Annotated in this window: 27 protein-coding genes and 2 pseudogenes; 4 read left to right on the top strand and 25 right to left on the bottom strand. The window is 37.1% G+C overall.

Annotation, left to right across the window (positions count from 1 at the left end; genetic code table 11):
* Nucleotides 1-91: 91 nt before the first annotated feature.
* The 10 genes from FDO66_RS08905 to FDO66_RS08860 all read right to left on the bottom strand — a co-directional run bounded on the left by FDO66_RS08905 (nt 92) and on the right by FDO66_RS08860 (nt 10,458).
* Complete coding sequence (locus FDO66_RS08905; RefSeq protein WP_141432302.1) at nt 92-1,183, bottom strand: ABC transporter ATP-binding protein; 1,092 nt, start codon at nt 1,181-1,183, stop codon at nt 92-94.
* Complete coding sequence (locus FDO66_RS08900) at nt 1,180-2,913, bottom strand: ABC transporter permease (RefSeq protein WP_141432301.1); 1,734 nt, start codon at nt 2,911-2,913, stop codon at nt 1,180-1,182. Before FDO66_RS08900 ends, FDO66_RS08905 begins: the two co-directional genes overlap by 4 nt.
* Before the next feature lie 253 nt (nt 2,914-3,166).
* Nucleotides 3,167-4,207, bottom strand: a complete 1,041-nt coding sequence (locus tag FDO66_RS08895; RefSeq protein ID WP_141432300.1) for an ABC transporter substrate-binding protein — start codon at nt 4,205-4,207, stop codon at nt 3,167-3,169.
* On the bottom strand, nt 4,204-5,007 hold the full coding sequence (gene surE / locus FDO66_RS08890; protein ID WP_141432299.1) for a 5'/3'-nucleotidase SurE: 804 nt from the start codon (nt 5,005-5,007) through the stop codon (nt 4,204-4,206). The genes FDO66_RS08895 and surE overlap by 4 nt, the downstream gene beginning before the upstream one ends.
* Nucleotides 5,004-5,801 carry a sugar phosphate isomerase/epimerase family protein gene (locus FDO66_RS08885; protein ID WP_141432298.1) on the bottom strand — a complete coding sequence of 266 codons (798 nt, stop codon included), beginning with the start codon at nt 5,799-5,801 and terminating at the stop codon, nt 5,004-5,006. Before FDO66_RS08885 ends, surE begins: the two co-directional genes overlap by 4 nt.
* A gap of 226 nt (nt 5,802-6,027) precedes the next feature.
* Nucleotides 6,028-6,630 (bottom strand): PHP domain-containing protein, encoded by a 603-nt coding sequence (locus FDO66_RS08880; RefSeq protein ID WP_141432297.1) that lies wholly within the window; start codon nt 6,628-6,630, stop codon nt 6,028-6,030.
* Nucleotides 6,631-6,863: 233 nt separating this feature from the next.
* Nucleotides 6,864-8,093, bottom strand: coding sequence for a cation:proton antiporter (locus FDO66_RS08875; RefSeq protein ID WP_141432296.1), 1,230 nt, complete (start codon nt 8,091-8,093; stop codon nt 6,864-6,866).
* Nucleotides 8,094-8,099: 6 nt separating this feature from the next.
* On the bottom strand, nt 8,100-8,597 hold the full coding sequence (locus FDO66_RS08870; RefSeq protein ID WP_141432295.1) for a cation:proton antiporter regulatory subunit: 498 nt from the start codon (nt 8,595-8,597) through the stop codon (nt 8,100-8,102).
* Nucleotides 8,598-8,657: 60 nt separating this feature from the next.
* The gene (locus tag FDO66_RS08865) at nt 8,658-8,888 is read right to left on the bottom strand and encodes an AbrB/MazE/SpoVT family DNA-binding domain-containing protein (RefSeq protein ID WP_141432294.1); all 231 of its coding nucleotides are present in this window, start codon (nt 8,886-8,888) and stop codon (nt 8,658-8,660) included.
* A 265-nt stretch (nt 8,889-9,153) separates the two neighbouring features.
* The gene (locus tag FDO66_RS08860) at nt 9,154-10,458 is read right to left on the bottom strand and encodes an aspartate aminotransferase type Ic (protein ID WP_141432293.1); all 1,305 of its coding nucleotides are present in this window, start codon (nt 10,456-10,458) and stop codon (nt 9,154-9,156) included.
* Between the two features lie 360 nt (nt 10,459-10,818).
* Between FDO66_RS08860 and FDO66_RS08855 the strand changes: the two genes are divergently transcribed.
* Entirely contained in the window at nt 10,819-11,949 is a 1,131-nt protein-coding gene (locus FDO66_RS08855) for a CAP domain-containing protein (RefSeq protein ID WP_181444501.1), read from the top strand.
* 81 nt (nt 11,950-12,030) lie between these two features.
* Here FDO66_RS08855 and FDO66_RS21400 read toward each other — a convergent pair whose 3' ends face one another.
* Nucleotides 12,031-12,477, bottom strand: coding sequence for a CBO0543 family protein (locus tag FDO66_RS21400; RefSeq protein ID WP_141432292.1), 447 nt, complete (start codon nt 12,475-12,477; stop codon nt 12,031-12,033).
* Nucleotides 12,407-13,555, bottom strand: a complete 1,149-nt coding sequence (locus FDO66_RS08845; protein WP_395939760.1) for a DUF2515 family protein — start codon at nt 13,553-13,555, stop codon at nt 12,407-12,409. Before FDO66_RS08845 ends, FDO66_RS21400 begins: the two co-directional genes overlap by 71 nt.
* Before the next feature lie 182 nt (nt 13,556-13,737).
* Here FDO66_RS08845 and shc point away from each other — a divergent pair, with 182 nt between their 5' ends.
* Nucleotides 13,738-15,618 (top strand): squalene--hopene cyclase, encoded by a 1,881-nt coding sequence (shc, locus tag FDO66_RS08840; protein ID WP_141432470.1) that lies wholly within the window; start codon nt 13,738-13,740, stop codon nt 15,616-15,618.
* A 157-nt stretch (nt 15,619-15,775) separates the two neighbouring features.
* Complete coding sequence (locus FDO66_RS08835; RefSeq protein WP_141432291.1) at nt 15,776-16,135, top strand: hypothetical protein; 360 nt, start codon at nt 15,776-15,778, stop codon at nt 16,133-16,135.
* 73 nt (nt 16,136-16,208) lie between these two features.
* Here FDO66_RS08835 and FDO66_RS08830 read toward each other — a convergent pair whose 3' ends face one another.
* The 8 genes and pseudogenes from FDO66_RS08830 to FDO66_RS08795 form a co-directional block, all read right to left on the bottom strand.
* On the bottom strand, nt 16,209-17,450 hold the full coding sequence (locus tag FDO66_RS08830; protein WP_141432290.1) for a multidrug effflux MFS transporter: 1,242 nt from the start codon (nt 17,448-17,450) through the stop codon (nt 16,209-16,211).
* Nucleotides 17,451-17,668: 218 nt separating this feature from the next.
* Entirely contained in the window at nt 17,669-18,493 is an 825-nt protein-coding gene (locus tag FDO66_RS08825; protein ID WP_141432289.1) for a hypothetical protein, read from the bottom strand.
* A gap of 123 nt (nt 18,494-18,616) precedes the next feature.
* Nucleotides 18,617-18,823 (bottom strand): copper chaperone CopZ, encoded by a 207-nt coding sequence (copZ, locus tag FDO66_RS08820; RefSeq protein ID WP_141432288.1) that lies wholly within the window; start codon nt 18,821-18,823, stop codon nt 18,617-18,619.
* A gap of 14 nt (nt 18,824-18,837) precedes the next feature.
* The gene (locus FDO66_RS08815) at nt 18,838-19,182 is read right to left on the bottom strand and encodes a metal-sensitive transcriptional regulator (RefSeq protein WP_141432287.1); all 345 of its coding nucleotides are present in this window, start codon (nt 19,180-19,182) and stop codon (nt 18,838-18,840) included.
* 147 nt (nt 19,183-19,329) lie between these two features.
* Nucleotides 19,330-19,513, bottom strand: a pseudogene (locus FDO66_RS21220) (helix-turn-helix domain-containing protein); the annotation flags it as partial.
* 108 nt (nt 19,514-19,621) lie between these two features.
* Nucleotides 19,622-20,419: an SDR family NAD(P)-dependent oxidoreductase gene (locus FDO66_RS08805; RefSeq protein ID WP_141432286.1), complete on the bottom strand. Its 798-nt coding sequence runs from the start codon at nt 20,417-20,419 to the stop codon at nt 19,622-19,624.
* A gap of 229 nt (nt 20,420-20,648) precedes the next feature.
* The gene (locus FDO66_RS08800) at nt 20,649-21,056 is read right to left on the bottom strand and encodes a nuclear transport factor 2 family protein (RefSeq protein ID WP_181444500.1); all 408 of its coding nucleotides are present in this window, start codon (nt 21,054-21,056) and stop codon (nt 20,649-20,651) included.
* Nucleotides 21,057-21,143: 87 nt separating this feature from the next.
* Nucleotides 21,144-21,527 carry a MerR family transcriptional regulator gene (locus FDO66_RS08795; protein WP_258535670.1) on the bottom strand — a complete coding sequence of 128 codons (384 nt, stop codon included), beginning with the start codon at nt 21,525-21,527 and terminating at the stop codon, nt 21,144-21,146.
* A 734-nt stretch (nt 21,528-22,261) separates the two neighbouring features.
* On the opposite strand from FDO66_RS08795, the gene FDO66_RS08790 reads away from it, so the two are divergent.
* Complete coding sequence (locus FDO66_RS08790; RefSeq protein WP_141432284.1) at nt 22,262-22,624, top strand: hypothetical protein; 363 nt, start codon at nt 22,262-22,264, stop codon at nt 22,622-22,624.
* 165 nt (nt 22,625-22,789) lie between these two features.
* Here the strand turns inward: FDO66_RS08790 and FDO66_RS08785 are convergent, their stop codons facing one another.
* The 5 genes and pseudogenes from FDO66_RS08785 to FDO66_RS08765 form a co-directional block, all read right to left on the bottom strand.
* Nucleotides 22,790-23,296: a dihydrofolate reductase family protein gene (locus FDO66_RS08785; RefSeq protein WP_141432283.1), complete on the bottom strand. Its 507-nt coding sequence runs from the start codon at nt 23,294-23,296 to the stop codon at nt 22,790-22,792.
* Nucleotides 23,297-23,375: 79 nt separating this feature from the next.
* A complete protein-coding gene (locus FDO66_RS08780) occupies nt 23,376-24,269 on the bottom strand; it encodes an alpha/beta fold hydrolase (RefSeq protein ID WP_258535669.1) in 894 nt (297 codons plus the stop codon).
* 153 nt (nt 24,270-24,422) lie between these two features.
* The gene (locus tag FDO66_RS08775; protein WP_258535668.1) at nt 24,423-24,899 is read right to left on the bottom strand and encodes a MarR family winged helix-turn-helix transcriptional regulator; all 477 of its coding nucleotides are present in this window, start codon (nt 24,897-24,899) and stop codon (nt 24,423-24,425) included.
* A 392-nt stretch (nt 24,900-25,291) separates the two neighbouring features.
* Nucleotides 25,292-25,999 (bottom strand): DNA alkylation repair protein, encoded by a 708-nt coding sequence (locus tag FDO66_RS08770; protein ID WP_141432282.1) that lies wholly within the window; start codon nt 25,997-25,999, stop codon nt 25,292-25,294.
* 345 nt (nt 26,000-26,344) lie between these two features.
* A pseudogene (locus FDO66_RS08765) lies at nt 26,345-26,488 on the bottom strand (YnfA family protein); the annotation flags it as partial.
* Nucleotides 26,489-26,567: the final 79 nt, after the last annotated feature.

Raw genomic sequence — 26,567 nt, 5'->3', positions numbered from 1 at the left:
GTTTATCATAAAAATGAAGAAAATCTTTACTAATCCAAAAACATTCGGTTACTGATCATTTATCAATGTGAAAATGGTAATTGACTTATCATTAAAAATAGATCTTTTCTTTTTCAGAATGGTCTAATGGTTGAACGCCTAATTCTAAACTGTCTTTAAGTTGTATCATTACTTTCGCACCAACTGAATACCGATTTGCTAGGGACCCGTTTACATGGATACGTTCGTTCCCTACTGTGACTGTATAATTCATTTCTTTTCCTTGAAAAAGCGCGTTATGCACGACTCCTGGGATTCCTCTTCCACTCTTTTCAATTGTAAGTTGTTCAGGGCGAATGGGACATGTTTGCAATGATCGAAAGCTTTCAGACACATTTGGAAGAAACCATTCGATGCTGCGATTTCCATATGGATGAAAAACGTGTTGTTTCCATTTTCCTTGGATAACATTCGCTCTACCAACAAAAGAGGCTACAAAGGGTGTTTCAGGCCTCATATATACCTGTTCAGGAGACCCTATTTGCTCAATTTTCCCATCTTTCATGACAACAATTTTGTCAGCCATTGCAAGTGCTTCAGATTGATCGTGTGTTACATAAACGATTGCAGTATTTGCTTTTTGATGGATCGTTTGAATTTCGTTGCGCAGCTCTGATCTTAATTCTGCATCCAAACTGCTTAAAGGTTCATCCATTAACAATAACGTTGGTTTAGGTGCTAACGCTCTGGCAATGGCAACACGCTGCTTTTGTCCTCCAGACAATTCATTCGGCATTCTCTCACCTAATGAATGTAAACCAACGAGTGAAAGCAGTTCGTCCACACGCTGATCAGCCATTTTTTGTAGTGATTTTTCTACAAAACGGTGATGCTTTAATGGAAAATAAATTTGATCTTTGACATTTAGATGTGGCCAAAGAGCATATGACTGGAAGACCATTCCAATATTCCTCTTTTCTGGCGGCAGAGCTTTCCTCTTATTTGCAACAGGTGCACCATTCATACAAATTTCCCCTTCTGAAGGTTTTTCAAAGCCAGCTATTAATCGCAACAAGGTCGTTTTTCCACATCCAGAAGGTCCTAAAATCGCGACAAATTCTCCATCATTAATCGTCAGATCAACAGAAGAAAGTGCCGTTGTTTGAGCAAATTTTTTATCGATCTTTTTCAGCTCTGTGCTCATATACTTTTCACCTTCCTCATCCACCATTTTTGCAGCAAATATACACATGAACTTACAGCTAGCATCATCAAGATAATGCAAACGGAAAATGCGGTTGAATATGTCGTGTATCCTGCTTGTTCAAAGTTAAAAATGATCAATCCAATCGTTTCTGTACCACTTGACCAAAGCAAAGAAGAAACGGTTAGTTCAGTTAATGTCGTAATAAGCACAAGACATGCCCCACTTAAAACACCTGTTAGTAATAGCGGGAACATAATAACTCTCCATTTTGCAAACCCACTCGCACCTGAAACATGGGCTGCTTCTTCCATATCAATAGACACCTGTGACATAGCCGTCATACTGCCTCGTACTTGAAGCATCATAAAGCGAGTAATATAAGCAATTAGTAAAATCCAAATAGTACCGTATATTCCCGGATTCCAGCCAGGAATAGGCTGCATCCAAGCGAAAATGATCGATAGTGCTAAAACCATACCAGGGAGAGCAAATGGAATCCCAATCAATATTTCAACTATTTTCGTTAGAGAATTATTTTTTCGAACTCGATAATAAGCTATGATCGTACCTGCAATTACACAGACTACCATTGTAATGATTGAAAGCTTGACGCTATTGAAAATAGCTCCTTTTACCTTGTCATATTCAAATAAGACATATTGATAGTGTTTAAGAGTTAGATTTTCAAATGTAAATGGCAGTCCATAAGCTTTAATCATAGAGGAACCAACCATTGACAGAATAGGTACGATGCTTATACAAATGACGAATAACCAAATGAACACTTCAAATAACAAACGATATGGACCAAATGAAAAGCGTGACTTCTGATCAGATATGGTCGTTTCATGCTGCTTTGATTTACGCATGAATAACCATTGGATAAATATCCCTAGTAAAGCAAAGATCCCTAAAAGAATAGATAAAGCAGAAGCATATGCAAAGGAATTTGGACCAAAACTGACAATTTCTTGATAAATAGCTGTACTAAGGACCGTAATGTTTGCTGGGATTCCAAGAAATGCGGGGATTCCAAAATTATCTAAGCTTGATAAAAAAGCAAGTAAACCGCCACTAATGATTCCTGGGAATGAAAGCGGCAGAGTAACAGTACTAAATATTTTCCATCTTCCACCGCCTGATGAGCGTACCGCCCATTCTAACTCTCTAGGTATCCTTCGAAGCACATTGGTAGTTAGTATAAAAACAAGTGGATAATGGGAGATTCCAAGTACGAAGATCATTCCTCCTAAGCTATACATATTGATAGACTCAATGGACCCTGGAATGAAGGATAATAGCTTCATGAAAAAGCTATTTTTTTGGACTAATTGTGTCCAAGATAGCGTAACAATGTAGGATGGAATCACAAACGGGATAAGAATCAGCAGCTGCAGCCCTTTTTTTAGACGAATATCACTATACGCAATAATCCAAGCCATTATGATCCCTAAAAATAGTGAAAGTAAGGTAGATCCACCGACGATATAAAATGTATTTTTTAACATGACCCATGTTGATTTTTCTGTTAATAGTTTTTCATAATTGGAGAGCGAAAAACCTTTTTCATTTGAAAAGCTCATTAACAATAAACGAATAATTGGGATTACAAAGAAGATACTCAAAAGTGCAAAAGATAAGCCAAAAATCAAATGCTTTCCTTTTACCCATTTTGTAAAAAGAGAGGAAGACGAATGGCTTTGTCTTCCCGCATACTGTTCTTCCATATGAATGGTCCTCTTTTCTATCTAGTTCCAGCGCCCAGCGACTAATGTACATCGCTCTACTTCTTACGATAAGTCTTCTTTTATCTTATTTAGAGCGCCTCAGTCCATACGTCGCTAAACAGGCGCTTTTCTTATTGTCTAGTTCTAGCGCCTAGCCCTTGTGAAAAATAACCACATGTCTCTAAAAGTAAAAAACACTTTTTGAGCCATTAGAACATTTTTCTTCAAGGCTGTTCAAGGCGCAGCGCTTTTCTTATTCACCTAAAAGTTCTTTAAAGCGCATTTTATCATCCTCACGGGTTTTTAGTAATTCATCGATCGGAGATGATAATACATTTAATTCATCTATGGTTTTTAATCCTTCAGGGGCATCCATCCCTTTACGAATTGGGGTATAGCCGAGTTTGTTTGCCAAAGCTTGACCCTCTTCAGATAATACGAAATCGACAAATGCTTTAGACGCTGCTTCATTTTTTGTATTTTTCATGATACCAATTGGCTCTGTAATGACAGGTACTCCTTCTTTTGGATAAACAAGATCAATTGGAGATCCTTCTTTTTTTGAGCGTGCTACAATAAAATCAACGACCATGCCAAATTCTTTTTCTCCGCTAGCTACTGCCTTTAAAGCTGCACCATTTCCTTGAACAACGGTAATGTTATTGTCGCGTAGTTTTTGATAAAAATCCCAACCAAAATCAGATTGCCTGCTTATCACTCCAACATTATAAGCTGCAGCGCCTGAATAAAGCGGGCTAGGCATAATTGATTTATCTTTCGAACTTGCTTCTGTTAAAGTATTCCATGAGCTTGGAAGTTCCTTTACCTTCTCTGTATTGACAGCTAAAACCGTTGCCATGACTTTCGTACCTGTATACATATGTTCATTATCGACAAATTCTGATGGAATTTCTGATAATTCTTTTGATTCGTATGGCATTAACAAATCTTGCTCCTTTAAGTTCTCAAAGGTGACGCTGTCTGCCACTAACAGGACATCAGCTTGTATACTTCCAGCTTGTTTTTCTGCTAATAATTTGCCAATCACTTCTTCTGTTCCGGATCGAAAAACCTTTACTTCTACATCGGGATACTTTGCGTTAAATCCATTGACGAGTTCTGTTACATCTGTATCTGGTTGAGAGGTGTAAAATTGGATCGTTCCTGAAATGTTCGCTTCAGTCTCTTTGGTCTCTTTTTCATCTTCTGTGGAAGCAGGTTCACTTGCTTTACCACAAGCACTAATCATCAGTATCAACATAAGTAGGATACTCATCCATAAAGATCTTTTCATAAAGATATCTCCTCCTTGGCATTCCCATGTAATGTATGTTTAAACCAGCTCTCCACTTTTTTCATGTACTTTCTTTGACTCATTTTTCCTTCTAAAGGAGTAATTGTCACATATCCTTCTCTTAAAAACGCATAATCCCCATCTTCATTTACATTCCCAAGCTGCATAAGATGGTCCTTTAGCCAATAATAAACTTGTCCATTTGGATCATTTATTCCAACATGCTTATAACGACACACATTTAAATCAAGTGGTGTAACTTTAACCCCTTTACATAATTCCTTTGTTAAATAAGGTAGATTCATATTTAGAAATACACCCTTTGGAATTTTATTGGAAAGGATGGGCTCTAAAATACTAAATAATAATCTCTTTGGTATGGAATAATCAAGATTGTTCCCTTCATAACGATCAAGAGACACAGCTATTGAGGCAATTCCTAATAATGAAGCCTCCACTGCTGCAGAAATCGTTCCAGAATAATAAATATCACGACCAAGGTTTGCACCTAAATTAATCCCAGATATAACAAAGTCTATTTTCTTTTTTACTAAAACTTCGTTTCCCAGTTTTACACAATCAACGGGTGTCCCGCTAATCGCCCATGCCGTAACATTGCTGCCGAATGATGAGATCGGTGTTGCCTTTAGGGGTTTTCTTAATGTGATAGAATGGCTAATAGCACTGCGCTCTTGATCAGGACAAACCACATACACTTCACCGAAATGCTGTAAAACTTCAACAAGAGCTGTAAGCCCTGGAGCGAAAATCCCATCATCATTTGTCACTAAAAACCTCATCTGATCATCACCTTTTCTTCATCTAAAAAGCAATTGCGCAAATAAGTGACATGCTTTTCTAGTGTTTGGTTTTGACCATTCGGATCATATCCCTCTAACACAATTGGTAAATCATGATGTACAATTTCATTTAATATCGGTATTAATTGAATTTGTCCTTCACCAAGTGGGACATGATAGGAATCTGGTCTTGAATCACTTAAATGAATTTTATTGATTCTTTCTAGCTTTTTGAAATACAACAATGGATCAGCATGAATGGGAATATGTGCAACATCAAAGGTCGTCATAATCGTGTCTGTTCGGTTTTCAACTAATTCATTCATGACATCAGGAATCGTTACAAACTCTTTATTGACCGATTCCATAAGCTCGATGGAAAGAGTCACCCCATAAAGCTGGGCGAATTCCTCTAAGTGATCAATGGCTTCTTGTAAGCATTGCATATGCCAATTGGTCCATGCTGGTGTCAACGTTCTTTTCCCAGGATGGATGGTTACATTTAAGGCTGGAAGCGAAGAGGCCATAGCGATAGATCGTTCAATTTCATGGATGGACTGGCGCCTTATGCCTTTATTCAATGAACAAAGATTTAAATCCCAGCTTGCTGCATGCAAACTTAATTTTAGTCCATATTGTTTAATTAACTTCTCTATCTCATCGATTGAAAAATGTTGGTGCCAAGCTTGCTCAGCCCAAAGCTCAATTCCTTGTAGTCCCATTTTTGCAACCTGCTGACACATTTCCTCAAATGTCTTACCCCATAATAATGTAGAAGAAGCATATAATCTCAAATCGTTTCCTCCACCTTCACAATTTGTCTTAAAGTAGGATGTACTCTATTTGATTCAAACTTCACAGATCCTATTGGATATGGATTCTTTGAGTTCTGTCCATGGAAATCGCTGCCAACACTTACTAGCAATTGATGGTTGGAAGCTTCATTAAGCCAATAGTTCGTTGTTTGTTCATCGTGTTGTGAATAATAAGCTTCTATTCCATCAATGCCTTCTTTTATTATTACGTCAAGTGACCTTTAAACGGATAAATGCCAGGATGGGCGATGAAGGCCTTCCCTCCACATTGATGAATTAAGCGAATCGCGTCTAAAGAGGAAAAAGGGGACCGCTCTACGAAAGCCGCTTGCCCTTTTACAAGCAGTGTATTGAAAGCTTTCTTTGAGCTTATAAAATATCCATGTGCAACGAGTTCATCGGCGATATGTGTTCGTACAATGACACCGCCCGCTGCTCGTTTGAAGCAATTTTCCCATTCTACCTCGTACCCTAATTCTTGAAGCTTTAAGACGATCTGTTTACTCCATCTCACCCTTTCCTGTTTACGCCACGAAATATATTGAAGCAGCTTTGGATGATCAGGATGAAAAGCAAACCCTAAAATGTGGAGCTCACCATTTGGACCATTCGTATTGAGTTCAATTCCTGGAATAAGCGTGATGTTCATTTTATTTGCTTCGCTTTTTGCTTCCTGAAAAGCTGTAATGTCATCATGATCGGTAATCGACATGATGGAGACTCCATTTTGGCTCGCCATATGTAGGATTTCTTTCGGGGTCAATTCACCATCAGAACAGGTAGTGTGCATATGTAGATCGATTTTCATTTTTTCTCCACCTCCTTACCCTTTGATCCTACCTTTATTTTATAAAGACCGTGTTAAGGGTGTAATGAATATTCTTTGATCTTGTGTAAAAAAGAACAAGTTTAACATTGTTTTTACAGTCGTGGAAAAAGAATGAAAAAACACGTATTTAGCGGATTTCTTAGCTAAAATACGTGTTTTTTACGTAAAGATTGTGTGAATAATTTACAGAATCTTTACAATATTAGAAGTTTCTATTGTTCATTCTCAGACACTCTTTTAATTGAAGCTTTTGGTTTTTTCCATTTGAATACTTTATTCAACACATTAAATACCTGCTTCGATTCCTTTGTCAAAAGTGGACCAAGAATTGCTAATATAAGGACATAAAGTGCAGAAAATGGCTGAAGAATCGTTGACAAACCTCCCGCAATACCTAAGTTGGCCATAATAATGGAGAATTCTCCACGAGACACAATGGTTAATCCAATATTAGACGATGCTTTATGGGATAATCCAGCTCGTCTGCCAGCAATCATTCCTGCAACAAAATTTCCGATAATCGTTAATATCACCGCTCCTAGAGCAAGCCATGCTGCATCGCCTAATGATAATGGATCAATGCTTAATCCAAAGCTAAAAAAGAAAATAGCTCCAAAAAAATCTCGAAAAGGAACGACTAGATGCTCAATACGTTCTCCATGCTCTGTTTCAGAAAATACAAGTCCTAATAATAAAGCTCCGATTGCTTCTGCAACATGAATTGTCTCTGAAAATCCAGCTACAAAAAATAAAGTAGCAAAAACAACGATGATAAAAACTTCATTTGAGGTTATATTTAGAAGCTTATTTAATAGTGGTGAGGCTTTTCTGGCAACGATAAAAAATAAGAGCATATAGCCTAATGCTATGAGTACAGAAAGAAGTGTACTGACAAGTGAAGTTGAATCACCAAGAATTAAGCCAGAAATGACAGATAAATAAACAGCTAAGAAAATGTCCTCAAACATGATAATTCCTAAAATTAATTCCGTTTCACTATTCCCGGTTCTTCGCAAATCAACAAGCACCTTTGCAACAATGGCACTAGAAGAAATGGTGATAATTCCAGCAACAATTAATATTTCATAAAAGGAAAATCCAGTAATTAAACCATATAATAATCCTAAACTGAAATTATTAGATATATAAATGGAGCCGCCAATGACAATGGATTTCCCTGATTTTATTAATTTTCCAATCGAAAATTCCAAGCCTAAATAAAATAGAAGAAATAACACACCAATTCGACCAAGGAATTCGATTATTTCAGCGCTTTCAATAAATTTTAAATTAATAATCCCAATGTGTGGAGCATGAGGGCCTACCAGCATTCCCACAATAATCAGAAAAGGGATGATTGAAAAATTTAATCGATTTGCAATAAGGGCAGCAAGTGCCACCAATAGGAGAGCTGTACCTACTTCAAAAACAAGGTGGTCCATTAAACATTACCCTCCCTTCTTGCACAACATATTTTGAATCCCGTTCTTAAGATCTTTTCTCTCGCCTGAAATGACAAGTGTATCTCCCGCTTCAATGACCGTTTCAGGTCCAGGGTTCAACATTTTTGTATGATCTTTTTTTATAATCGCGATAATATTAATTCCGAATTTATTACGAATATCAATTTCGCCAATCGTCTTATTTACCGCAGGAGCATGAGGTTCTACTTTAAACCATTCAATCAATAGTTCATCAAATGCCATCTCGATGGTTTCTACCGCCTTTGGTTTATACACCATTCCTCCAAGTATGGCAGCAATTTTTCTTGCTTCAGAATCATTCAACGTAACATTGGAAATGCTCTCTTCTAAATCATCATCATCATAATGATAAATCTCTCTTCTGCCATCGTGATGGATCACAATTACGACCTTATCCTCGTTGCTTGTCATAATTTCAAATTTCCGGCCAATTCCAGGAAGTTCACTTTCTCGAATATTCATTCATTCCTTCTCCTTTTCATTTTTTTTAAGGTTGTAAGACCGTATGATCGAATTCTCACATTATTTATCCTCAAGCTCATGATTTTTTACTTTTTTAATCATTTCTTTAAAGGTTTCATTGCTGACAATATCCTGAATATCATGCAGTGCTTGAAGGGTAGCTTTTGTCATGATTACAAAACCGTCTTCTTCAACAAAGGCTACTTGGTCCCCCTCTTCAATTTGGAGTAGGTTCCTTATTTTTTTTGGGATTGTTATTTGCCCTTTAGAAGTTAATTTTGAGAATTCCATCTTTATCGCCTCTCATTTTTACTTTCCTTAATTTCCTTACATTCCTTACTTTTATTATATATAATTGAGTAAAGTTAATGCAAGCGGTTTACTCGATTGATCCACAAAAAAAAGTGTCCCAAAAGTGCTTAAACTCCTCAAGAATATATTGTTCATAGTGAGATGATTCAATCACTACATACTCCATATTCACTTTGAGGTGCCTCTGATTTTTGGGTCACTCTCTTATTAAAATCATTACTATAAATAAAGGATGATGCTTTTCTTATTTTGTTTCAATTGCTTCTTTTTCAGAAAGAAGCTTTTGAATGCTGACTAATTGAATACATAAGCATAATACATCTATCGCCGTTTTCATTTCTTCTAAAGAAGGGAAAGTCGGCGCAATGCGAATATTTCGGTCTCTTGGATCCTTTCCATATGGGAAGGTTGCTCCAGCATTGGTTAACGTAACACCAGCCTCTGCTGCCAATTTGACAACTGCTTTAGCACAACCATCTAATGTATTTAAACTAATAAAATACCCGCCGTTTGGTTTATGCCATGCTGCTAAATTTTTTCCGCCTAATTCAGATTCTAATCCATTTAAAACGACATCAAATTTAGGTTTAATAATTTCCGCTTGCTTTTTCATGTGTTCATGTAGATTTTCAATATTCTTAAAGAATTTCACATGGCGAAGCTGATTTATTTTATCAGGTCCAATTGTTTGAAAGTTTAATTGCTTTTTGATGAATTGAATATTCGCTTCGCTAGCTCCCATCATCGCAACCCCTGCACCAGGGAACGTTACCTTAGATGTTGAGGCGAAAAGAAAAACTCGATCCGGATTACCAGCTTCTTTACATGCCTCGAGAATATCCTTTAACACATCATGATTTTCTGTTAGATGGTGTACCGCGTAGGCGTTATCCCAAAAAATTCGAAAATCGTTCGCTTTCGTTTCCATCTGTGCCAACCGATCAACGACTTCGTCTGAATACGTAATTCCATCTGGATTGCTGTATTTTGGAACACACCAAATCCCTTTGATCGAATCATCTTCTTTTACAAGCGTTTCCACTTGATTCATGTCTGGGCCATTATCGTGCATATCTATTGTAATCATTTCAATATTAAACAGATCACAGATCGCAAAATGGCGATCATAGCCTGGGCTAGGACATAGAAACTTAACTTTTGGAAGCTTGCTCCAAGGAAGGTCGCTGCCGTAGACACCATGTGTCATTGCACGAGCAATCGTATCATACATCATATTTAAACTTGAGTTGCCGCCTATAATGATTTCCTCAGTACTTACCTCTAGTATTTTGGAGAATAATTCTTTAGCCTCTGTAAGTCCATCTAGTCCGCCGTAATTTCGCGTATCGACTCCACCTTGAGCAATTAATTCTTCTTTTGTTGTAAGTAAATTCATCATGCCTAACGAAAGATCTAGCTGCTCAGGCCCCGGCTTTCCTCTTGCCATGTTTAAGCTTAGTTTTAGACTTTTATAATGGTCATATTTTTCTTTTAAAGTTGCATAATTGTCATTTAATTCTTGAACATTTAATCCTTGAAAATCACTCATAACTAAATGTCTCCCTTTATTCAATATTTTCTTTCTGTAAATCAATCATTTATCTTCTAATATCAAGTTATTAACAAATAATTATGATTACTAAAAGAGTATAAGATCTTCAGCTCGTGAAGCTAGTCTTATTATGCCATATTTAGATAGTGATTTCCTAGGTTCTTTTGTCTAAATATCCATCTTTTTTGGGATTGGAAACAGAATGAACTATAAAATGAAATTTAACTTTACTTTCGTATTTAGGAAAAACCTTAATAAATTTTTAAAAAAATACTGTTAAACTCATAGTTGCGAAACATTTCCATATACATTTTTATAAAAATGGATAGAATGGGTAATAAGCTTGGAGGTGATTAAGTGAAGAGATTTCTTTTGCTTATAGTGATTATCGGTAGTTTGTGGGCTATATTTGGAAGTCATGTAAATCAAGCAGACTATGGCCAAACATGGGACAAAGCAACAAGTGAAATAAAAAATATTAAAGAAAACGAAGAGCTTCAAGGAGCCTGGGATTCTTTTAATACGAAATTACAATTCCTTTTAGGTGAATTAAATAACACGATTGAACAGCTTCCTAAAGAAAATAATGGGAAATCTGATGCTGTAGAAAAACCTCAGTTAAAAGAGCCTGAAAACCAAGTATTTTCTGTTCATAATTTAGAGTTTGGCAATACAAAAGACGAGGTAGAAAGACTAGTTGGAGCACCTAAGCGTTCATCAGAGAACGAGTATGGAGTTAAATGGTACGCGTATCACGAAAATTATCAAAATTATATGATGGTTGCCTATAATGCACAAAACAAGGTTGCAGGCTTTTATACAAATCAAGATTTACTAGCTTCTAAAAATGGGATAAAGCTTGGAAGTTCAAAAGATGATGTTCTAGTTAAGCTTGGTCAGCCCTTAACTCAAATTCAAAAAGGCTTTGTTTTCTATCAGTTTGATAAAAATAGAGATTACGACGTATTTTTGATCGACAACACATATGTAACTATTTTTTATGATAAGCATAAAAACAATACTGTGACAGCCATTCAATTGATCAGCAAAGAACTTGAACAAAATAAGAAATCCTTTTATACAACTGGTAGTGAGAAGCTAAAAGAAGGCTTTGAATTTCAACTTTTTGACCTTACAAACGCATCAAGGGTTAATCACGGTCTTCGCGTGTTAACCTGGGATGACCATGTAAAAGAAACTGCACGAAAGCATAGCAATGATATGGCCGAAAACCATTACTTTAATCATACGAATTTAAAAGGACAATCCCCTTTTGATCGGATGCAGGAGGATCAAGTCGTATTTAAGATGGCTGGGGAAAATCTTGCGTATGGGCAGTTTAGCAGTATTTTTGCTCATGAAGGACTTATGAACTCGCTAGGTCATAGGGAAAATATATTACAAAAGGGCTACAAATATTTAGGAGTTGGCGTCACCTTTAACTCTCAATCGCAGCCGTATTATACTGAAAATTATTATGCTGATTAGACCAAACTATAAAAGGCAATGGGAAATCCGAAAAATGGAATCTCCATTGCCTTCTTTTAAGATTTGAAGGTAAACGGGGTGTTATATTCTTTCCCCCATCCATCTGTAAAATCTCCAAACACTAATCATAAATAGAAGATAACCATAAAAGGAATACATATGATTCCATCCTTCAGAATGATGAAAGAATCCATAATATTCAGATTGTTCCTCTATCAAGGTAAACAAATAGCTCATCAGAACAATAAATAGAAAACGTTTAAAAAATGTCAAATTTTTTATAAGCATAATAAACATATGAGTATAAATCGGAAGAACTCCCAGTGTAAACACAATGTTTATGGTAAATATATCCTCTAAAGGCCTGTTTGGAAAAAAATAGAGGTTTCTCCCAACAAAATAAAGATCTAAATACGTTCCTATTAATGAAGCAAATAATAAAGTTGAAAGTGTAGCTTTATGAAAGAAAAATGGTTTTTTTGGCAATGATCGCGAGTTCGATTTTTTCAATTGTTTCGCAATACTCATCATGAATCTCATCCTTTATTTGTTCATCTAGTATTGATAAATACTTTAACACTCTCCAATTTTCATACCAATCCCCTGCTTCAGCGATTGGTTGATCCGTATTTTTCCATGCGAATTCAAGCTTTGGACTATAGATTCGACATGCACTTGGCCTCAGCTGGCACTTTTTTAATCGACGTTTATAAAGAATGCCTGGAACATCTTCTCTAACATCATTAAATAAGTGAGAATAATAGTCCTTTCTTGAACCTGTGTGAGGGTGATTCATAGCCCAATTTTCCACTTTCGTTAGTAAGTCTTTTTGTAAAAATAGCAACGAATACAATCGCTTTCCGAGCATGATTCGTTCATGTAATGATCCAAAGTGATGGAGAGTTTGACCAATAAGCTTTGTTTTGTGGCGATCAAGATAGGGAAAGATAATGTGATTCATGGAAAGCAGCTCATGCAGCTTAAACTCGATTGTATTAAAAACACTATCTTTATAAAGTCTGTTTTGGATGACCCTTTTCTCTAAATAGCTTTGTTCATTGATAACAAGCGCAACGGTTAACATATGGGAGTCACCATATCGCCAAAAATAGTTCCATATTGCTTTCATAAATACAGAAATATTAAAAAAGTCAAGGAGATGAAATAGGTTTTTGCTTTTTTTTAAGCTTTCTTCATAAATTAAGAATTGTGGAAAGGCATCTTGAAAAATAAGCCAGTTTCCTCTTTCCAAAAAAGAAAAAAATGCTTGTCTTGCTTTTTCATTTAATAATCTTGCAATCAAATCTCCTTTTAAATCTGTCATGTTCCATCCCCCATTCCTCGAAACCATATGACCTAGAAAAGCCCAATGAATTTCCGGATGAAGGCGATAAAATTCATAATAAGCGTTCGTTCGAGTCACGTTATTTTTATTAAACTCGTTTGTTTTGTTTTTTATTTTTTCCACCATTGCTTTTTCTTTCTTGGATAATTCGTACTTTATTTCAAAGGATTTACTCCTCATTAATTCCTCCCTTATTTCAAAAAGGTGATGGGAAAATAACAGTTTTTTCGTTTTCTCTTTTTTGAAAAAAATGTAGTACATCCCCTTTCAAGAATTCTTTAATTAATTCATGAATATGTTTAAAAAGGAAATCTCTAAGCTAGTTGATGAAGTGAAAAATTCACCATATATTAAAGTTTGCAGTGATCAACGCTCTTCTACGATGATTGGCATTTTAAAAAAAGAAAGGATTGATCTTTGTGCATTCTTGGTTAGAAGCAGAAATGAATCGGATGGTCGAACAATTAAAAAAAGATCAATCGATTGACGGTTCTTGGAACTACCCGTTCGATACAGGTATCGCAACAGATGCCTATATGATTATTTTATTACGTACGCTAAAAATAAATGATGAAGAATTAATAAAGGAGCTGGTTGCCCGCATTTTAAGCAAGCAAGAAAAGAATGGTGCATGGAAGCTTTTTTATGACGAAGGGGTTGGGAATCTTTCTTCCACTATAGAAGCCTATTACGCCCTTTTATATTCTGGTTATTGTACAAAAGATGATAAAAATATAAAGTCTGCCAAACAGTTTGTGTTATCAAATGGCGGTATTGAAAAAAGCCATTTTTTTACGAAAGTTATGCTTGCATTAACAGGCCAATATTCTTGGCCTAATTTCTTCCCCATCCCAATTGAAATCGTCCTCTTACCTACAACCTTTCCTATTAACTTTTTCGATATTTCTATTTACGGCAGAGCAAATCTAACTCCTATCTTGATTCTTGCAAATAATAAATACAAGTTGAGGACTAAAAACAGTCCTGATCTTTCTGATTTATTTATAACAAGATTAAGAAGTTGGGATGAAGAGTTTGTAGCATGGAATCGCTCCATTGAATGTAGATCCTTTCTAAATACCATTCATAATGGAATAAAAGCGCTCATTGGTTTCCCAAACCAGCTTCATGCTCTTGCCATTGAACGAGCAAAAAAATATATGCTAGAGAGAATTGAATCGGATGGCACATTTTTGAGTTATTTTAGTTCGACATTTCTAATGATTTTTGCTTTACTTTCCCTTGGATACAAGAAAAAAGATCCTATCATCTTAAAAGCAGTTGAAGGTTTGCTAACCATGAAGTGTCAAGTTAATGGACATACGCATATGCAATATACAACAGCAACCGTGTGGAACACTTCTCTCATTAGTTATGCTTTACAGGAAGCTGGTGTTTCAATTACTGACCCAGTCGTTGAAAAAGCCAACCGCTATTTACTTTCGCGTCAGCATGTTAAATATGGAGATTGGATCATTCATAATGCTCACAGCTACCCTGGAGGATGGGGATTTTCAAATGTAAATACGTTCAATCCTGACGTAGATGACACAACGGCTTCTTTACGAGCGCTTAGTCAAATAGTGAACAAAGAGCCCTTCTATTATCAAGTATGGGATAGAGGGATGAACTGGTTACTATCAATGCAAAATGATGATGGCGGCTGGTCATCCTTTGAAAAAAATGTGAGTAAAAAAATTTCTAGCTTTATTCCGATTCAAGGAGCGGAATATTTGCTTGAGGATCGTTCTAGTGCTGATTTGACTGGAAGATCGTTGGAGTTTTTAGGGAAATATACACGTTTATCAAAACGCCATTTTGTTATGAAAGATGGGGTTAATTGGTTATTCGATCATCAGGAGAAAGATGGTTCTTGGTATGGTCGGTGGGGAATTTGCTATCTTTACGGGACTTGGGCAGCAATTACTGGTCTTGTTTCAGCAGGTGTATCCTCCAGGCATCCATCTATTCAAAAGTCCGTTACATGGTTAAATGCTATCCAAAATCCAGACGGCGGCTGGGGTGAATCGTGTAAAAGCGATATCAAGAAAAAATATATTCCATTAACATCTAGTACCTTAACAGATACAGCTTGGGCAGTTGATACACTCGTTTCAGCTTTAGACAAACCAAGCCAACAGCTGGAAGCTGGCATAAAATATATCATCGAAGCTTCAAATAAAGAAGATTGGACGACACATTATCCTAAAGGACAAGGAATGGCAAGTGGCTTTTATATTCATTATCATAGCTACAAATATATTTTCCCTTTATTAGCACTTTCACATTATCGGAAAAAATTTTTAATTGAAAGTAAACCATAATGTACTTTTATTTTAGAAAGATTGTCTTTGTATATGTAGTATTATCACTTTTATGGAATAAGAGTTTTTCCTGGGTATTTGCCGTTCCATTTAGCCCATTTCAACATATTTTGATAGGGATTTCAACTAAAGATAAATAAAAAAGGAGAGTGCCTCAATGAATCCCTATGTTCATTCTGGATATATACCACCACAACATGGTGACTACTATTTGCAAAATCAATATGTTCCTTACTCACAACAAGAACAATATGATCCATATCGACAACCACCTCAGCTTGAAAGAAGAGTAAGTGCTTTAGAAAGACAAAATGAGCAGCAAGCAAGAGAAATTACTCGATTGAGCAGAGAAATAAATAGGTTAAATCGGGATATTAATCGGTTAAATCAAGAAGTTACACGTCTTAGTCAAACTGATGAGCGTCAAAATCGTCGATTAAACCGATTAAATCAAAGGCTGAGAGCTGTTGAAAACAGGCTAAATATTCCGTTTACAGCTGCTGAAGAAGGTTTTTAATCGAGCTCTACAGTGAACTCATTTCCCGTTTTATAGAATGAGTTCACTGTTTTGTTTTTACGATCTTATATCTTTATACTTTCTGATCGTTCGATTGATTTTTCGGAAGCAACACTTTAAATACGAGCATTGAGCTAACCCCTACGATCACCATAACAATCCCCATTGGAAGAGCAGACATGCCTCCTCCTAACCCAACAAGAGGTGCCACACTTCCACCAAAGATTAAGGATAACACACCAAGTAAGGCGGCTGCACTCCCAGCAGATTTACCGTAATTCTCCATAGCGAGTGAGAATCCTGTTGTTGTCACGATCCCAACACTTGAAACAACAAAAAATAATGGCGGTAAAATCGCATACAAGCCAAGATGCAAAAGAATCATGATAAACAATAGTATAGTTCCAATCGAAGCCATAAGTAACCCAATAACAAAAAGCTTGTTTATGTTTACGATATTTGCTAATCTACCCGCTGCTTGACTGGCGATAACAATCCCCATCCCGTTAATAGCAAAGATCAAGCTAAACTGCTGTGGAGAAGCCCCATATACGTTTTGCAAAACGAAAGTTGAACCTGAAATATAAGCAAACATCGTCGCAAATACAAGCCCTTGAGGCAATGCATACGCCATAAAGGAACGATCTAACAACAAACCCGAGAATGTTTTCATCGTTTGATGAATGCCGCCCTTTGATCTCAATTTCTTATGCAGTGTATCAGGCAATCCAAAAAGTACAACGAAAAACATCGTTAATCCGATTCCGCTTAAAACAATGAACACACCTTGCCAAGGAGCAAAACGCAATAACTGAGCTCCTATAATAGGTGCCAGAATCGGGGCAACTCCGTTTACCATCGATAACATAGAAAAGAATTTCGTTAACTCAGGACCTGAATAAAGATCACGTACAATAGCGCGGGCAATGACTATCCCAGCAGATCCAGCCAAACCTTGAATAAATCTAAAAGCGATCAATTCCCAAATGGAATGGCTAAACGCACAGAAAAGAGAAACGATAAAATAAATGATCAGTCCTATGAGGAGAGGCTTCCGGCGTCCGTATACATCGCTTAATGGTCCAGCAATTAATTGTCCTAATGATAAACCAAATAGGAATAAAGTTAAGCTAAGTTGGACCGAGGAAGGGGTAGTATGCAAATCTTTCGCAATATTAGGGAGAGCTGGTAAATACATATCAATGGATAAGGGGGCAAACGCTACTAAAATTCCTAATACAATGGCCATCCATAACCTATTTGATCGAGTGGGTGTACTTGCAGCGCTTGTAATACTTTCAATAGAATTGTTCATACATTCACAATTTCCTTTCAAAGAAAAAAATTGATTGACAAGAAACATACTTTGCAATCCAAAATAAATTGAATGATCCTTTACTATATTACTATATAAATAGCATTTTTGACCAATTTCAGGATTTATCAAGGCATAAAAAAGAAGCAGAAACGTAAATATACTTCTACTTCTTTTCATCTGTGGAGAGAAATTTGACGACTAACTTCTAAAGCAATCTATTTAATCTCAACAACAAATGGGAATACGGAAACATTTCCGTTAAATTTGAACTCTGCCCAAATTTTATAAATTCCCGGCTCAGTAAATTTCGTTTCAAAAACGGGCTTTTCACCTTCCTGTGGGTGTACATGAACATATTGTTCGGCTTTTTCATCAAGTATGACAACATGCCCTAATGCTCCTAAATACGGCTCCGGCGTTTCTCCATTTAAATCAAATGAAAGCTGAATTTCTTGATTGACGTTTAAAGAACTAGGATTTAAAGTTACCTGATGACCGTCAATCTCTTTGGTTAAATTTGAATCAGGTTGTAAAGAGTGACTGCTAAGATCATGTGACTCCCCTATTTGAAAAGGAATCGGTTTGACTTCATAAGCCAAATTTTTTGGTTTAATATCTACAAATGCTTTATATTCTCCTTCTTCTAAGGAATGTGGAACGGTGAAAACGCCTGGTTCTTTTACCTCAGGATGCAGATGCTGATACGTACTTAAATCAGCACTTACAACAATTAGATGCATCAGTTTTTCGTGATTGATTTTTATATCAGAAACAGGCTTCTCTTGCTGATCCTTTATGTTAATCATGATTTCTTGTTGTTCTATTTTTAGAGTAGTTTGAACTTCGCTATTAGTATTTGGTTCAGCTTCATGATCATTATGAGTCTCTTTTTTGCCTGCATGAGTACTATTTGAATGTTCTTCATGCATGTTTTTGCTAGCTGAACTTACTTCAGCTTTGTTATTTATGGTGGAAATCGCATAATAACCAATAACCACGACTAATAAATAGGCAAGCGCAGATAATGTCCATTTTTTCATTTGATGATTCTCCTGTTTTTATTTTATTTTTATGATATATATTCGTTATTCACTTTATACCTATATGGGGTATATTTTTATGAAAAAGAGAGAGTGCTTTTTACAGCACCTCATTTCAATACATTATTGAACGTCGTACCCTTGATCATCAATCGCTTCTTTGATAGTATCTAGAGATACTTCATTTTGATTAAATTCAACATCAACCGTACCGTTTTCAAGATCAACTTTTACATTGGAAACACCGTTTAGCTCTCCAACACTGCCTTCGATTGCTTTTACACAATGACCGCAAGACATTCCTTCAACATTTAATTGAACTTTTCCCATATGAATCGGCTCCTTTATTTTTTCATTAATTTTTGTACAGTGATTAGAAATTCATCTAAAACTTCCATGTCCCCTTCATGAATACGATCTAGCACACAAGTTTTTAAATGGCCTTCCATTAATATTTTTGCGACACTATTTAATGCTGATTGTGTGGCTGATATTTGTGTAATCACATCGTCGCAATAAGTATCTTTTTCAATTAAACCTTTTATTCCTCGAATTTGTCCTTCTATCCGGTTTAATCGAGTAACTAGGTTTTTTTTGACTTTTTCTGAATGATGACTTTTTCTATCACTTGTCGTAGAACAACAATGATCGTCTTCTAAAAGAGGATCATGTTCAAATTCGGCTCCCATATTATCCGCCCCCTTATATTCGTATTATATTATACCCTAGTATGGTATGTAAAGTGATTAAGATCATTATTCTAAAGATTAAGGCTTAGTGACAGGATTCTTGCTGTAGACTGCAAAGTAAATTTGGAGAAATAATAAAACGCATCCCTATTTTTTTATTTCTTCAAGCTTTCTTCTATTGACCGCCCTATATAAGGAACCTTGAGATATTCCAGTTCCCGAGACTATCTCCTTTATAGAATATTCTTTACTATCATACATCCGTAGCGCAACAATAAGCTCTTTCTTTATCCAACTTAGGTCTACCTAATGTTTCCCCACGCTTTTTACTAAAAAAGCGACTGCTCATTGTTCAGCAATCGCGCAACTCTTCTCATTTAGTTACCCAACTCACATCTGTTGTGATTCACCTGCTACACCACTTTAAAATTGTGCTGTGTTAATCTTTCAGTTGGACTTTTTGGTTATTCTTAGAATTGCCTGCATAAGCAAAAAGTGGTTCACTAAGTTTGAATTCAAAGGATTCTCTGTCGACTCTACCAACAGTCATGTTGCTATCATAAAGCTGCAAGAGAAAATTGGCCATTTCATCGCTTGTATGGTATGTACTAAAAGCTTTGTCATAGTCATACTCGCTCGTATTGTTTGCTACTTTTCCAAATTCGGTTTTGGTTGCCGCTGGTGCCAAAACTTTAGCTTGTAATTTTGCATTGGCGGCTTTCAGTTCATGGGCCAATCCCTCAGTAAATACACTGACAAAAAACTTGGAAGCACAGTAGGTAACGGCCGTTGGCACGATTGTGTATCCACCAACTGAAGATATATTGATTAATTGTGTACCATCCACGTCTCTATAATCACGTACATACAAGGACGAAAAGATAGTTAGGGCTTCCACGTTTAGGCGCAGCATTGTTTCAATCTTTTCCAAGTCTTGACCGGACACACTGTTATAGCTACCGAAACCTGCATTATTAATCCATGTTTCGATTTGATACGGAATTAACTCTCGATAGAGTTGATGGACGTTTTGACTGACGGATACATCGACTGCTTTTATCACAATATCCAGCTCAGGAATTTCCTGCAAGATTTCTCTTTTTAGTTCGTTCAGTTTGTTTTCACGGCGAGCCACAAGTATGATATTTTTCTTGCGTTTTGCGAAAGCCTTAGCTGTCGCGTAACCTATACCAGAGCTTGCCCCGGTAATAACTGTATATTTCCCCTGTGTATCCATTTTAATCTTCCCCCTTAACTTGGTATACTGACCCCTAATATAAATTTGGGTAGCAAAATAAGTTCAAACGTGTTTGTTTTAACATGCAATCGTTCGCAACGTTTCATTCATAGGTATACTTTGGCGAAACTCAAAATTGTTTGCCTATTCTATTTACGTATTCTGCGAGATACCTGAAGACAGTTCTTAGATTATATAATAGTTCTACTTTCGTACTGAATATTTATAGTTATCGGACACCAAAAGCTCTTTCTAAAGCATCTGTATCCTCATAAATCTGATAACTAAGAATACGACCATCGTTAATTCGGCAAACAACAGACCACTCACTTTCGAACAAACTTCCAGTTTTTCTGACAATATGTTGAAAGCTCCCCCAAGCAGTAGCCCATTCCCCCTCTCCCATAATATGATTAATTTGAAAACGTTTAGTGTCGAAAGAAGTTGCCAGAGTTGCAAAAAACTTTTTAACTCCCTCTTTCCCTTTAAAAGTTCCATACAAAGGAACCTGATCAGACGATTCCTTTCTCATAGCAATAAAGATTGCATTTTCATCCACTAATTGAAGAGCTTTTTCCGTATCTTTACTCCATAATGCTTCAAAAAAACTTTTTACTGTTTTGGCTGCTTCTGTCATTTCAACTCCACCTCTCCTAAGTAGATAACAACTCATATATCTACTTTAGTCGTTAGAGCGCACTCGAAGTCAAGTTATTTTTGCTGTTTAGGATAATCCTGATTCGAGCTCTTTGTACAATTCGATTTTCTTATTCAGTACTTCGGAGTTTTCCTGTAAAGCTGCAATTTTCGCTCTAACTAGGACTTGATGCTCCTCAAGCATTTTCCGTCGCTCTTTTACCGTTGATTCCCCCTCACGTCGAAGATCAGAATAACGAAGCATCTGCTGAATAGACATTCCTGTCTCCCGCAAGCGAAGCAGAAATATAATCCATCTCATGTCTTCCTCTGAGTATAAGCGCTTACCTCTTTTGTCACGTTGGATTTCATGAAGAAGCCCGATTTTTTCATAATAACGTAGTGTATGAGTGGTTAATCCTGATCGGCTAGAGGCTTCTTGAATCATAGAAAAAAGTTCTGTATTGTTCAATGTAATCAGCTCCTAAAAAATTTCATTTCTAGTATCATTAAATCTTCCTGGTATAAGAGTTAATTTTCATTCGTATTGTAACAGAATAATGATCGGGTCACCTGGAAAGGCTTGAACGCTGAATAATCACCTTGCTGGGATCGTAAAGGTAAAAATTGAGTCATTTGTAAGCGAGGCATCTCTGGGAATTTTTTTTGGAAAAAGTGTATAGTATATATACGCTTTTGGGATCAATGCTTTTCTCCAGATCCAGAGGCATCTAGGAAGTTCGGTTATCGATATGTCTTGCTTTAATTGGCAGTTCGTGAATTTTTTTGCAGCCGGACTTGCGACTCAATCGCCTACGTGTTCTAATGGAGCATCTTGTTACCTGCAATCTCCTTGTCTTTTGTACTACTCTCAAGATGTGCAGCTGTAGCGAAAAGCTTTGGAGATTTGGTCTTGTGAACTGCAGGTTCAAAGAAGTTACAATAGATGAAATTTCTGAATTTGTATGAAAAATTCTAATTATAGGAGGTAATTCAATGGAACCACTCATCGTACTTGTATTCGTCACGCTGGCGCTTCTCGGCGCAGGAGCCGTAGGAGTGAGCGGTCTACGGTCATGGACGGTTGCTCTTCGGGCGGATTAGCGGCTATGTTCGTGCTGACCGGGGCAGTTCACTTCGTAGGGATGACCATAGACGGCAAGGGGGGCTGTGGCGTTTCAGTTTACGAGAGAAGGTGGGAGAACTATGGGAAGAGAAGTAATGTTTGATGATGGAGGTGTAATTCTAAAGCTGAATGGAGTAACAGGATTCTTTGCATTAAAACTAAAATTAAAAATGCCTTATAACACGATCAAGAGTGTTTATGTTAATCATTTTGATGCTCCAAAATGGATGCTTCGTATGCCTGGAACATCAATTTCTCCTCTCAATATTTTTGAAGGAAGTTTTAAATACGCTGATGAATGGTACTTTCTCTCTTATGAAAATAGAGTTACTCTCGTAATGATTGAATTAGAAGGTTATGAAAAATACATATATGTCTTTTTTGAGATTGATGATCCTACTAAAGTAGCGACAGATATTAGAAAACATATAAAAGATTTATAAGTAGTGTTATTGCACCTACAGATGTATTATTTCCACTTTTGGCGATGCTCCTTTTCTTGAATAATTGTAGCTTTAAAAGAAAGTTATCCGCCAATAAGAGGTCATGCGCTGCAGAGGTGAGACATCGCGATATGCAACTCGTGTTCGGGTATTATTATTGAATTGCTATTTACCTACCGCGTAGTGCAACTGAACGACACCACTGCCAAGAGACTTGAAATCTAACAACTGGACATCCTTGTATTGGTAATTAGCTGTGTCAAGCAAAAGGTTAAGCCCCTTACCCTCCAACACAGGTACAACATTGAAAATTATCTCGTCAACAAGCTTTTGCTCTAAAAATGTATTATGCAGATCCGCACCACCCGAAAGGAGTACCGTTTTATGGCCTTTTTCTTGCAAGTAGTTTAGGGCTTCATGTGCTGACCCTGCAATCTTAATGCCAGGGATTTCTTTGACGCTCTTAGAAACTACAACTATGTCAATATCGGTAAAAGTTACACCACCACTTGCCTGGAAGCCCTCAAACGTTTTACGTCCTACTATAAAATTCCCCACAGCTTTTGCATACGTCGCAAAATCGGCTAATGCTTCCTTTTTAGGTGGATGCTCAGCGCTGGACTGCGCATAATTACCATTAGCGGTCAATGTTGCCCAAAGAATTGTTGTCATACTAACTCCTCCTATTATAAATGGTATAATAAGTTAATGGTTACCTAACAGAAATATAGTTGGTTCAGCCTAACTTCCATCACTGCTGCGACGTTCTTTCAAGGACTCTTCGGATAGATGCTGCAACTCGATCTGGCCGATCTTCTTGAACATAGTGAGAGGCATCCCTCAGGGACTCGGTTTCATTCATTTGGAGATATCTCTGCCATTTTGCCATCTCTTCAGGCGGAAAGCCGGCGCTATCTTTCATACCCCATAGTATTTGTGCGGGTAAATCAAATAACACTGGCAGTTTCGATTCAATTTCCGCAAGCCATGATCGTGCCTTCCGAATCTGTCCTGGGAAAACCCATGTCGGTATCCTTGATTTTGGTGTTGGGAACGGGTCGGTATAGGCCTTTCTCAAGTTTTCCGTGACTTTTTCAGAATGGTAAATCCCGTGTGGGACAATGTTTTTGGCGAAGAAGTTTTGCTGTGTCTGAAGCCAGTAACCGAGGGGCCATCCCCCCATTGCCAAAGAAAAAACCTTCATTGGAAGAAGAGTCGCGGGCCAAGCCCAGGTGTTCATCACGACGATGCCGCGTAAGTTTTCCCGGTGTCGAACCGCGTAGTTTAATCCGATCGGTCCTCCCCAATCCTGAACCACTAAAACAAAATTCTTTAGGTCTAAGCGTCGGATGAAGTCCAAGACCGCCTCAGATTGCTCTTGTGGAGTAAAACCATAGCTAGAAGGCGCTTTTGACATGCCAAATCCAGGATAATCCAAAGCGATAAGACGATAGTCGCTATGAAGCTCCTTAATGACATTTCGATAGAGATACGACCACGTGGGATTCCCGTGAAGGAGAAGAACCGTCGGCCCTTGTCCTTCGTCAATGTAATGAATATATCCGTCACGATAAGGGAGCCAATGGTCCTTAAATGGATACTCCGATGAATCCACTTCAAATGGTCTTTTCATTTCCTCCTCCAAGTTTTTCACTCTCCTTTATTTTGATAACTATATCTACTTTCCAGCTGGATTTTGGGGTAATTACCTCTTTAGAACTGGTAATAGTAATCCAACAGAATGATTCCATACCTAACAACAAATTGCTCACCTATTGATTCTGTTGATGCTGCTGTGTCATAGCTTCTTCTCTCTACGGCGAACCTGTCCGCTCATGTTGCACAGCATCTTTTTTAGCAGGGTGAGCATAAGCTCATATTCCTCGTCATCTATACCAACCCGGCTTTTTCTACTGATATCATGCAATACTGCTGCTACTTTCGGCAAAACTTCTCTACCTAATTCCGTCAAATAAAGTAGATGATAGCGGTTATCGGTAGGATTTGTTTCCCTTCGCACATACCCTTCTGCTTCTAGTTTTTTGATCGCCTTCGTCGTCGTTGTCTTGTCAATCAAAAGCTCCTCGCTTAGCGCTTTTTGCGAAATCCCTTCTTTTTTCGCGATCGTCAACAAGAAGATATACTGCCCGCTTCCAATTCGGAATGGCTGAAGCTGAGCTGTTATAAGGATTTGCAGATGACGGTATATAGCCGAGATATATTTTCCAGGCGGCGACCCAGTACCCATGAATGGCTTATTCATATCGTTGTCCACGAAAGCATCAACCCCCAATAAGATGTTATTGCAACTAATTATAGGATAATCCATATAGGATGCTATTGCAACTATTTATAAAAAATTGAACCTACTTATTTCATTAAATGTTCCGATTCAAAAATAAGAGCGCAATCCTTCTCCGTAAAAGCGGCCCTTCGGAATAAAGGAATAGATGTATTTATACAAAGATTGAATAAATTTTACAGGATTTCCGAATCCTAAGTTTTTCAGCTAATTTCTCTCGAAATCCTAACAGCTGGAGTGAATTCCAGGTCAAGGGTATAACGATGATCTAAATTCTCCTTCACCTTTCTGCCCGTTAGTTCAATAACTTCAATCAAAAGAGTGTCAATCCTTCTTGGATCAACACCCCGATATTAAGCTAATTATTAACATCTTACATATTTGCGTTTGAAACCAAGCTTCCCTCTATCAATTTCTTTATGAATACTTTCGTAAGCATTTAGGAAACTGCTTTTTTTCTTGTGCGGTTTGACTTCTACTGTACCTACTTCCTTTGCGGTCTCGACTGCCTTTTCATGTAGCGGCAAATATGAAATCCCCACGGTGTATAGAAAATTATTCATAGCGGATTTCGTTCGTTCTGGTGAATCATGAATCGTACTTTTCACAATTTCAAGCATATCGGAAATCTTGCTTTCGGAAAATTCATTGTCTAGGCGATTCCCTAAAAGCCAGCAGTAGCAACTCCAGCCCGCTGACATTCTCAGCTCGTCACCGCTTGCAATCCATTTATCAGCAATGTCTTGTGCAAAATCTGACTCTGATAAAGTTACTGCCACCACAAAATCAGACAGCATATAAAAATACGCCCCATCCATCCAACGATCAAAATCCGACTCACTCATAGCTTTTGGGTTTGCAATAATGCCTGCAAAGTACATTGCATCGTAGTTACCTGTGGAATAAAGCTCTTCAGCTAAACGTTGATTTATTTTTATTTTCTTTGCGATTGGTTTCATAGCACCTGTAGCTACGCCAAAAAGCGGCTCGTGTGCACCATTGGATATGTACATTTTTTTAGTTCGTTCCTTACCGAGGGCTTCAAGCTCCAGCATAACTGTTTCGAAATCCATAGTTTTGCACTTCCTTCCTTAATATTAAGACCCTTTTAATTGTAACCAACTAGTTTATATTCTTTATCAAGTCTTCCATCCTTCTCTTTTTACCATAATCTTATTCAAGTATTCTGCCGCGTTACTTTAAGTAGAAACCTTCAATCTCTTCTAAACTTTAACATAGATAATGGCCCTTTAATTGAACAATACAGCTGAAGTTTAATGGTCAAAAGAAAAACCCTATATTAAAATACAAAGTTTTATCAAAGTTTGTTTTAAATTATCAATCTTTAATTTACATCTACAAATGTCTGATTATGGAATTAAAACAATCATATTTAATGATAACTTTTTTAAACCGTTTTAATGTCGGGGAGCCCACAGCATAACTGCTACACCTATTAAACAAATGAAAGCTCCAATCCAGTCATACAGATCAGGCAGCTTTTTATCAATCCCCCATCCCCAAAGAACTGATAAGATAATAAATACCCCCCCGTAAGCAGCGTCGTATTGTCAAAACTTTATATAGAAATAGGTTATTAAATCCTTTAATAGAGAGCTTTATAAGCAAAAAAATTGCCAC

Origin of the sequence: Bacillus sp. 03113, assembly GCF_006546985.1 — a bacterium.
Taxonomy (GTDB): Bacteria; Bacillota; Bacilli; order Bacillales; family Cytobacillaceae; genus VATK01.
Note: the sequence above shows the minus strand (reverse complement) of the source record. Positions and strands in the feature narration are given on the sequence as shown.